General features: G+C 51.9%; 9 protein-coding genes. 6 read left to right on the top strand and 3 right to left on the bottom strand.

The window, feature by feature from the left end:
* Nucleotides 1–38: 38 nt before the first annotated feature.
* Both VFG09_12040 and VFG09_12035 read right to left on the bottom strand, forming a co-directional pair.
* Nucleotides 39–473 carry a hypothetical protein gene (locus VFG09_12040; protein ID HET6515884.1) on the bottom strand — a complete coding sequence of 145 codons (435 nt, stop codon included), beginning with the start codon at nt 471–473 and terminating at the stop codon, nt 39–41.
* 18 nt (nt 474–491) lie between these two features.
* Nucleotides 492–1,070 (bottom strand): Fe-Mn family superoxide dismutase, encoded by a 579-nt coding sequence (locus VFG09_12035; GenBank protein HET6515883.1) that lies wholly within the window; start codon nt 1,068–1,070, stop codon nt 492–494.
* 180 nt (nt 1,071–1,250) lie between these two features.
* On the opposite strand from VFG09_12035, the gene VFG09_12030 reads away from it, so the two are divergent.
* The 6 genes from VFG09_12030 to VFG09_12005 all read left to right on the top strand — a co-directional run bounded on the left by VFG09_12030 (nt 1,251) and on the right by VFG09_12005 (nt 6,469).
* Nucleotides 1,251–2,039, top strand: a complete 789-nt coding sequence (locus VFG09_12030) for a hypothetical protein (GenBank protein HET6515882.1) — start codon at nt 1,251–1,253, stop codon at nt 2,037–2,039.
* Nucleotides 2,039–2,341 (top strand): twin-arginine translocase TatA/TatE family subunit, encoded by a 303-nt coding sequence (locus VFG09_12025; protein ID HET6515881.1) that lies wholly within the window; start codon nt 2,039–2,041, stop codon nt 2,339–2,341. Before VFG09_12030 ends, VFG09_12025 begins: the two co-directional genes overlap by 1 nt.
* Nucleotides 2,338–3,117: a twin-arginine translocase subunit TatC gene (gene tatC, locus VFG09_12020; GenBank protein HET6515880.1), complete on the top strand. Its 780-nt coding sequence runs from the start codon at nt 2,338–2,340 to the stop codon at nt 3,115–3,117. Before VFG09_12025 ends, tatC begins: the two co-directional genes overlap by 4 nt.
* Nucleotides 3,110–3,388, top strand: a complete 279-nt coding sequence (locus tag VFG09_12015) for a hypothetical protein (protein ID HET6515879.1) — start codon at nt 3,110–3,112, stop codon at nt 3,386–3,388. The genes tatC and VFG09_12015 overlap by 8 nt, the downstream gene beginning before the upstream one ends.
* A 62-nt stretch (nt 3,389–3,450) precedes the next feature.
* A complete protein-coding gene (locus VFG09_12010; GenBank protein HET6515878.1) occupies nt 3,451–5,076 on the top strand; it encodes a HEAT repeat domain-containing protein in 1,626 nt (541 codons plus the stop codon).
* Complete coding sequence (locus VFG09_12005) at nt 5,066–6,469, top strand: HD domain-containing phosphohydrolase (GenBank protein ID HET6515877.1); 1,404 nt, start codon at nt 5,066–5,068, stop codon at nt 6,467–6,469. The genes VFG09_12010 and VFG09_12005 overlap by 11 nt, the downstream gene beginning before the upstream one ends.
* On the opposite strand, the gene VFG09_12000 is transcribed toward VFG09_12005, so the two are convergent.
* Complete coding sequence (locus tag VFG09_12000; GenBank protein ID HET6515876.1) at nt 6,444–7,601, bottom strand: radical SAM protein; 1,158 nt, start codon at nt 7,599–7,601, stop codon at nt 6,444–6,446. The two genes, VFG09_12005 and VFG09_12000, sit on opposite strands and share 26 nt — an antisense overlap.
* Nucleotides 7,602–7,747 lie beyond the last annotated feature (146 nt).

The raw sequence follows: 7,747 nt of genomic DNA, 5'->3' as shown, positions 1-7,747 counted from the left end.
GGGAGGGCAGCATGACTCCCTGCTCTCCCCTTCTTCTGCTATGTCACAAAGACCGCTGCCCTCTTCAGTTCATTCAGCTTGCCGATAAGGCTATGATGTTTCGTCTCGTCGGCAATGAGATAGGAGAGGATGTAACGCGTTATGAAGAGTTCGCTCTTTTCGAGAGCGGCATCGGCAAGCGCGAGGGACTTGGCCTCTGCCTCGAGATGCCGGTTGAGCATGTCCGAAAGTGGTGCAAGGTCATCGGGGCTGAGATGGATAGCCTCCTTTGTCAGACTGTCGATGAGCATCTGTTGCATAATCTTGTGTTTCTCGGAATCGTGCCTTATCATCTCCATGGTCATCTTCACAAGAGGGTTCTTTGAACTCTTGATCAGGCCATCGGCGCTCTCAATGGTCTTGTCCTCAAGCTGCTGCCACTCCCTGATGAGCTGCAAGAATGCCTCGGAATCCTCGATGGGCTTCTTTGTCATAAGCTTCCTCCTTCGGCCTTATTTCAGCCGTGTCTCGGCCGACTGCCAGTTGATGTTCTTAAAAAATGCTTCTATGTAGTCCGCTCGCTTCAGACCGTAATCGATCATGAAGGCATGCTCGAATACGTCCATGATGAGAAGCGGACTGCATCCTGCGGGGTGGGACACGTCATGTTCATTTATCCAGAAGTTGATCAGCCTGTCTGCCGCATTGTCCTGATAGAGTACGACCCAGCCAATCCCTCTCATTGCTCCCGTCGCCCTGAAATCCTTTTCCCATGCTTCATGGCTTCCAAAGGCCTCAGCGATCTTTTTTGCGAGCCTTCCGTCTCTCTTTATTCCTCCTTTGCCTCCGAGATTCTCGAAATAATAGTCGTGGAGTCTCATCCCGTTAAATTCCCAGCCCAGTCGTCGTTTCAACTCTGCGAATTCAGGCGAACCTGTCTTTCCCTCCTTGGACAACTGGTCAAGGGCATCGAGCACCTTGTTCGTGTTCGTTACATAACCCTGATAGAGGGTGAAATGATTCTTCAAAAGGGTCTCGCTGAACCCTTCCATCCCGATCAACGAAGAATAGTCCTTTGCTGCGTAAGCCATAATCCTCTCCTCCTTGTTTTTACGACGTTCAATGATGCAGTTTCCTCAGCGCTGGCAAGCTGGCGGTGTATCCCTAACCGCATAGGTGGCCCGCCTTTTCCTCATAATATCACAATCAGAAGGAATGTCAACCTCGGTAAATCGTTGACAGATAGAGTTTTTTTCTGGTATTTTCAAGGGATGAAAAAATACATCTTTTTCTTCCTCCTCGCCGTCCCTCTCTTCACAGATTATGCCCATGGTCTTGACCTGAAAGGCCCGCAACCTCTTCCCCCTTACGGTGTCTTTTCCACATTCAGCGCGGACAGCCTGAAGCAGGGGAAGGCCGGCATGGCCCTGGGATTCGAAAAATCCGAGCGCCCCGGCTTTTATCGGTATACCGGTCAGTTTGGCTACGGGATCTTGGATTCCCTGGAGCTTGATGTAAGCATTCCCTATTACGATGGAGGCAACGATTATCCCATCAACGGTTTTGAGGACACATCGCTCGCCCTCAGATACCGGTTCTTTGACGAAGGGAAATATGGACCCTCCGTTGCCGTTGTAGCAACAGGGTCCCTTCCTACAGGGAAAGATGAGATCAGTACGGAAGGGAGCATCGGCGGCGGGCTTGCGGTCAGCAAAAAGGTGGGCCCCTTTTACGGACACGCAAATCTCTTCTATTCGAAACCCTTCACTGAGAGATTTAAAGACGATTTGACCTTTGCGGCGGGAATCGATTTCTCGGCGTCACACAGCTTCAGGATCCTCGGCGAGCTCTATGGGAAAAAGAGCTACTCCGGGAGACTTGACAGACTGGAGGCACGCTTTGGGTACCGGCTTTTTACCAGCGACGACATCCTCACAACGATCGGGGTCGGTTTTGACCTGAAGAACAGAAGCCCCGTATACCGGATCCTCCTTTCATTGACCTACCTGTTCAATGTGGAAAAGCAAAAGATCAAGAAAGTGTATGATGTGGTAGACTGATGTTCGACCTGGGAATTCAGGAGTTGATCGTTATCTTTGTCGTGGCCCTCCTTGTCTTCGGCCCAAAACGCCTGCCCGAACTCGGCAGAAGCCTCGGCAAAGGTCTTGCCGAATTGAAGAAGGCCCTCCAGGAGGCGAAGGCACAGATTGATTCCGAACTCGATCAGCCTGCTAAACCTGACAAGACCGACATTCCTCAGTCCTTAGCAGGTATGCCTGAAGAGCCACCGCGGGAAAAAGGCGAGAAGGCCGACGAGCCTGTCTCCGATGAAAAAGAGAAAAGGGGAAAGCCCGAAGAATGACTGAAGAGAAGATGCCTTTTACCGAACACCTCTCCGAACTGAGGAAGAGGATTGTCGTCTCTCTCGTGGCCCTTTTTGCGGGCTTCCTTGTCACATTCAACTACTCCGAAGACCTCTTCAGGGCACTTACCTTTCCCATGAGATTCGAGATCGGCTTTGCCATGAAGTATCCCTTTATATCGCTCGTGCCGTCGAATATCAAGAACGCCTCCCTTATCTTTACCGCGCCGGGAGAGGCATTCTGGATGCACCTCAAGGTCTCTTTTGTCGCTGGCCTCATCCTTACCCTCCCGATACTGCTTCATCAGGTATGGAAGTTCATATCCCCGGGGCTGCTCCAGAAGGAAAAAAAATACGTCGGACCCTTTGTGGTGACAGCTACCGTTCTCTTCCTCTTCGGCGCTGCCTTCTGTTTCCTCTTTGTACTTCCCTTTGCCATGGGCTTTCTCCTGACATACAAAACGGAGTCCATGACGCCCATGCTCTCGGTTGGTAACTACGTTGATTTCTGTCTGAAGTTCATCCTTGCCTTCGGGGCAGTCTTCGAACTCCCGATTGTGATTGTCTTGCTGACCCGCATGGGCATTGTCACGCCAAAGACCCTTGCAAGGAACAGGAAGTATGCAATTTTGCTGGCCTTCGTCATTGCTGCTATCCTCACGCCGACGCCTGATGCCTTTAACCAGACACTCATGGCCGTCCCTATTATCTTCCTCTATGAGGCAGGGATTTTGGTGTCAAGGCTCTTCGTGAGGAAGAAGATCGAGCATGCCTAGTATCCGGGGCAAGAGCTTAAAGGCCATCACGAGAGATATCGCCGAAGGGTACGTCACTGTCAACCCTCTCTTCCTGAAACCCTTTGACGCCGAGACACTCAAGGAACTCTACCATGAAGTGATGAAGACGCAGGGAGAGATTCGGGGAGAGAGGTTCCCTCACAATGACGTGCTGGGGATACGTTCCAGGAATTTACGGCTCCAAAGGCTCCATGTGAGTGCAATGATCATCAAGAATTTTGCTCGTGATAGGAGGATCCAGATTACTTGAGGCCGGTCATTTGACCTGCGTCAAAAACTGTGCTATTTTGGGGCATGGGAAACTTCGAAGAAATGAGGTCGGCGAAAGAGATCGTCCAGGCTTTCCTGAAGGCGAAGAAGACCGTCAGAATGTATCCTGACAACAATCCCATTTACCTACGGACGGTCGATGATGTCTTCCAGAAGTTCCAGGATTTTTTCGGTTCAAGAGATGAACTCGGCCTGCGGATTAAGCAGAACGAGATATTCCTTGATTCCGAACAGATCTATCACAACACCGAGAAGGAGGACAATCTTGCCCTTTTCTTCTTCAAGGACGGCATCAGGGAACTGACCTTCAAGAAAGATCTGTCAAGACAAGAGATGGAGGAATTCCTGAAGATCATCGCCCTTGATTTTGACCGAGAGGCCGTTGATGATGATATTGTTACCCTGCTGTGGGAAAGAGACTTTCAAGGCATCAAGTACGTTGTCGATGAGGCCTTTCTCCTTGAAGACGATGCCTATGAAGCAGAGGCCGTGAGGGAAGCAAAGGACAAGTCGCCCAAGGCTGATGAGCTTCTCAAGGCCTATGCCGATGCCTTCAGGGCTGAGGACGTCACGGAGATATCGATCGTCAATCTCTCGGACAAAGACCTCCAGGTGCTCGTCCGAGAGATAGAGAAGGACCAGGAGGAAAAGACAGGGAAGCTCTCGGAGATACTCTTCGAGATGCTCTTCCAGGCTGAAAGCACGGATGAGTTCCACGATATCTGCCGTTTTTTCTCGGACGTTATTGTCTATGCTCTCGGACATGGAGACCTGAAGACTGCTGTGGGAATCATGAAGAGGGCAGGGGAGATTATGCAAAGCCCGGCAAGTTCAGAGGCAGCCAAAGGCGAGATGGGGGTCCTCTCTGCCACGGTCAGCTCTCCTGAGCTCGTACGCATTGTTGGCGAAATCCTCGACGCGGCAATGCCCGTTGATGAGGAGCTTCTGAAAGAATACGTCTCCTTTCTCGACAAGAATGCCATAGCCCCCTTCATTGCAATTCTTGGTGACATGAAGAATATCCACGGAAGGAAGCAGGTCATTAACATCCTCGTTACCCTCGGGAGAAAGGATTTACCGGCCCTCGCAAAGGGCCTCCACGATTCACGGTGGTATCTCGTCAGGAATATCATCTATGTCCTGCGCCTCATCGGCGACAAGAAGGCCGTGGAGTATCTTTTGGGGACCGCAAGGCATTCCGATGTGCGCGTGCGCAAGGAATCGATAAAGGCCCTTGGAGAACTGAAGAGCCCCTTGTCGCTCCAGACGCTCAAGGATGCCCTTGATGACGAGGATTCATCGGTTCGAAGGCTGGCTGCAAAATCTCTCGGGAGCAGCGGTTCTGAGACAGCAAAGAGGATGCTCATAGAGAAGATCTCAGGAAAGGATTTCAGAAGCAGGGAATTCGAAGAAAAGAAGGAGTTCTTTGAGGCACTGACCCACTGGAACAGTCCCGACATCGCGGATTTCATGGTCCAGACATTGAAAAAGAGGTCGTTCTTCAGGAGGAGCAGCCTGGATGAGAACAGGGCATGCGCTGCATATTGTCTTGGATTGATGCACAGCAAAGACGCCCTTCCGGTCCTCTCGAAGCTCAGGGATTCGGGTAATCCCCTCCTGAAAGAGTATGCGACTACCGCTGTCAGAAGGATTGAACATGGCGGATAAAAAGAGCACCGAGGCATCACGAAGCGGAAAAGATATCATTAACCAGCTTGCGGTGATCATCAGGACCGCACAGATACACGACCCGGGGAATGTCGCGGTCACGGCAGCCATAGACCGCCTGATCTCGTTCATGAATCCTGTGGTGAAGGCGGGCAGCACGCTCACCCTTGAACTCATCGGAGAGTTTTTCTACGTCAACGAGACAAGGGTGAGATATTCTATGGAATATCTCCTCAATTTCGACTTTCTCATCAGGGAGCTCAAGAGACGGGGAGTCGGAAGTATCGTCATCATGAGCCCCGTCACGTCGGCGGACATGCAGGTTTTCCTGAAGGCCTTTCTCAATGCAGCCTTCGCCAGCGATCCGCTCCTTGCCCTTTCAGAAGGCATAGCAGATGTCCATTCCCTCATGGTCGGTCCGCTGAAGAAGGTGAAGGAAGAAGGTGAACACGATATCAGACGACTTGTCAAGAAGACCTATTTCAATGCTGTTTCCTACACTAAGGGGGTCGTTACGAAGATACAGACCGGAGAAAAAGTCAGCATCAAGAAGGCGAAGAGGGTCGTCGAATCAATGGTTGATACTATCCTTGCTGAAGAGGAGCTCCTTATCGGCATGACGGCTATAAAGGATTATGACGAATACACCTACCACCATTCCGTAAATGTCAGCATCCTCTCCATCGCCCTCGGCCAGAGGATCGGCCTGAACAGAAAGGCCCTTACCGAGGTCGGTCTCGTTGCCCTCTTCCATGATATCGGGAAGATACACGTGCCGGCAGAGATCCTCAACAAGGCAACGAACTTCAACGAAGACGATTGGAGGATCATGAAGAAGCATCCTTCCTGGGGTGTGCGGGCGATCCTGAAACTGAAGGGGCTCGATCCGTCCTCCATCAGAACAGCCATTGTCACTTTCGAGCACCACCTCAACTATGATATGTCGGGATATCCGAGGCTGACCAAACCTCTTGAGCTGGATTTTTACTCAAAGATTGTGAGCCTCGCCGATCAGTATGATGCAATGACCTCCTCGCGGGTCTATTCGAGGATACCCCTGGCGCCCGACAAGGCCCTCAGCGTCATGATGGAAAGGGCAGGCACCCAGCTCGATCCTCTGCTCTTCAAGTTCTTTGTGAACATGATCGGCGTCTTCCCCATTGGCACCCTCGTGCTCCTGGACACAAAAGAGCTCGGACTCGTCGACGGAGGCAATACCATGTTTCCCGAGAGACCGAGGGTCCGCATCATTTTGGACAGCAAGGGGACCAAGATTGACAGCTCCGTCGTGGACCTCAGAGAGAAGGATGGGCAGGGCAAGTACCTGCGGAGGATCGTGAAAACCATGGACCCGAACAAGTACCGTATCAATCTCGCCGAGTATCTCCTGTAGAGACATCGCAAGCCACACACCGGTAGAGATCCTTGCCGTATGGGTCGCCGAGGAGTTCGGCCCTGTACCTGCATCCTCCTCTGCAGTTGTCTCTGAGATTGCAGTCGCAGGCGAGTTCCTCCATGCGCACCGGCACCAGCCTTTTCCAGCAGACATCGAGACCCTCCTTTATGTGGCCTACAGAACGGTGAGAGTAAAAGGCACAACGGGCAACACTTCCGTCAGCCATAGCAGAGGCGAGATGCGCCCCGCATGCAAAGCCGTCGCCCCCTCCGTGAAGACCCTCTCCGAACCCATACCTTAGATATCTCCCTGAAGTGCCGGGTTTGAGATGGAACCGAGGGTTGTCTCTAAGATTTCCCGCCAGACAGGGAACATCGACGGTCCAGTCCTTTACTCCGATCCCTCTGAATAACCGCTCCATCTCATCGAAATCCTCAAGGTTCTCCGCATGGACAATCGTCGAAACAGAGACTTCCCTGCCGGCGTTAAGACCCAAAGTGATGGCATGCATAGCCTTTGTGTAGGTCCCCTTCCCCCTTAAGGCATCATGGCCCGCTTCGAGACCGTCGATGCTCACCTGGATCTCGTCCACGTTGAGAGAGGAGATGATCGCTTCAGTGAGCAGGGCACCGTTGGTAAAGAGGATCTTCCGAAAGGCGTAACCAGGAAGGGCGGTATTGAGAGACTGAAAACCTCTGTGGAGCAACGGTTCACCCCCGGTGATCAGGAGCCGCAGTCCCTGCATCCCTTCAAACTCAGTCATTACGGAGAGTATCGTTTCAAGAGGCAGCTCAAGATCCTCGGACGGGCCGATATAGCAATGGCCGCATCTCAGGTTGCATCGCCGTGTTATCTGCAGTTCAAGGTACCTCAAGGAGGGGTCGGCAGATCTTCGTATGGGCGGTCTTCTGCTGTTGACAGGTTTAGAAGTGAGAAAACCTTCCTCGATGACGTAGTCGAGGAACTCTCTGCCATACTCGTCCCCATCGCAGCCGTCTTGATCCGCACACCTCCTCAGGAACTGAAAGGCGGCATCGTCGAGTTCGTAGAGTTCATCCTTCACCATGTCATAAAGGGACGGGAATTCGAGCCATTTCAGCTGGTATCGAGGTGACAGGAAATAGTTCATGTTCGAGAATGCATCGCTTCTCCGCTTCCGGAATATTCAGGCAGCTCATTGCTATCGCACCACGATTATATCATAAAGGACCTTTTCCCTTTATGCGTAACACCTCATACTTGAGCCGACTGCCTGTGATCGATGAAAATCAGGCT

This window comes from Thermodesulfovibrionales bacterium (genome assembly GCA_035686305.1).
GTDB lineage: Bacteria > Nitrospirota > Thermodesulfovibrionia > Thermodesulfovibrionales > UBA9159 > DASRZP01.
Note: the sequence above shows the minus strand (reverse complement) of the source record. Positions and strands in the feature narration are given on the sequence as shown.

Excerpts from the sequence above, each read along its gene's own strand:
- VFG09_12030 (HET6515882.1), top strand. The coding sequence starts at position 1,251 with ATGAAAAAATACATCTTTTTCTTCCTCCTCGCCGTCCCTCTCTTCACA.
- VFG09_12010 (HET6515878.1), top strand. The coding sequence starts at position 3,451 with ATGAGGTCGGCGAAAGAGATCGTCCAGGCTTTCCTGAAGGCGAAGAAG.
- VFG09_12005 (HET6515877.1), top strand. The coding sequence starts at position 5,066 with ATGGCGGATAAAAAGAGCACCGAGGCATCACGAAGCGGAAAAGATATC.
- tatC (HET6515880.1), top strand. The coding sequence starts at position 2,338 with ATGACTGAAGAGAAGATGCCTTTTACCGAACACCTCTCCGAACTGAGG.
- VFG09_12025 (HET6515881.1), top strand. The coding sequence starts at position 2,039 with ATGTTCGACCTGGGAATTCAGGAGTTGATCGTTATCTTTGTCGTGGCC.
- VFG09_12000 (HET6515876.1), bottom strand. The coding sequence starts at position 7,601 with ATGAACTATTTCCTGTCACCTCGATACCAGCTGAAATGGCTCGAATTC.
- VFG09_12035 (HET6515883.1), bottom strand. The coding sequence starts at position 1,070 with ATGGCTTACGCAGCAAAGGACTATTCTTCGTTGATCGGGATGGAAGGG.
- VFG09_12015 (HET6515879.1), top strand. The coding sequence starts at position 3,110 with ATGCCTAGTATCCGGGGCAAGAGCTTAAAGGCCATCACGAGAGATATC.
- VFG09_12040 (HET6515884.1), bottom strand. The coding sequence starts at position 473 with ATGACAAAGAAGCCCATCGAGGATTCCGAGGCATTCTTGCAGCTCATC.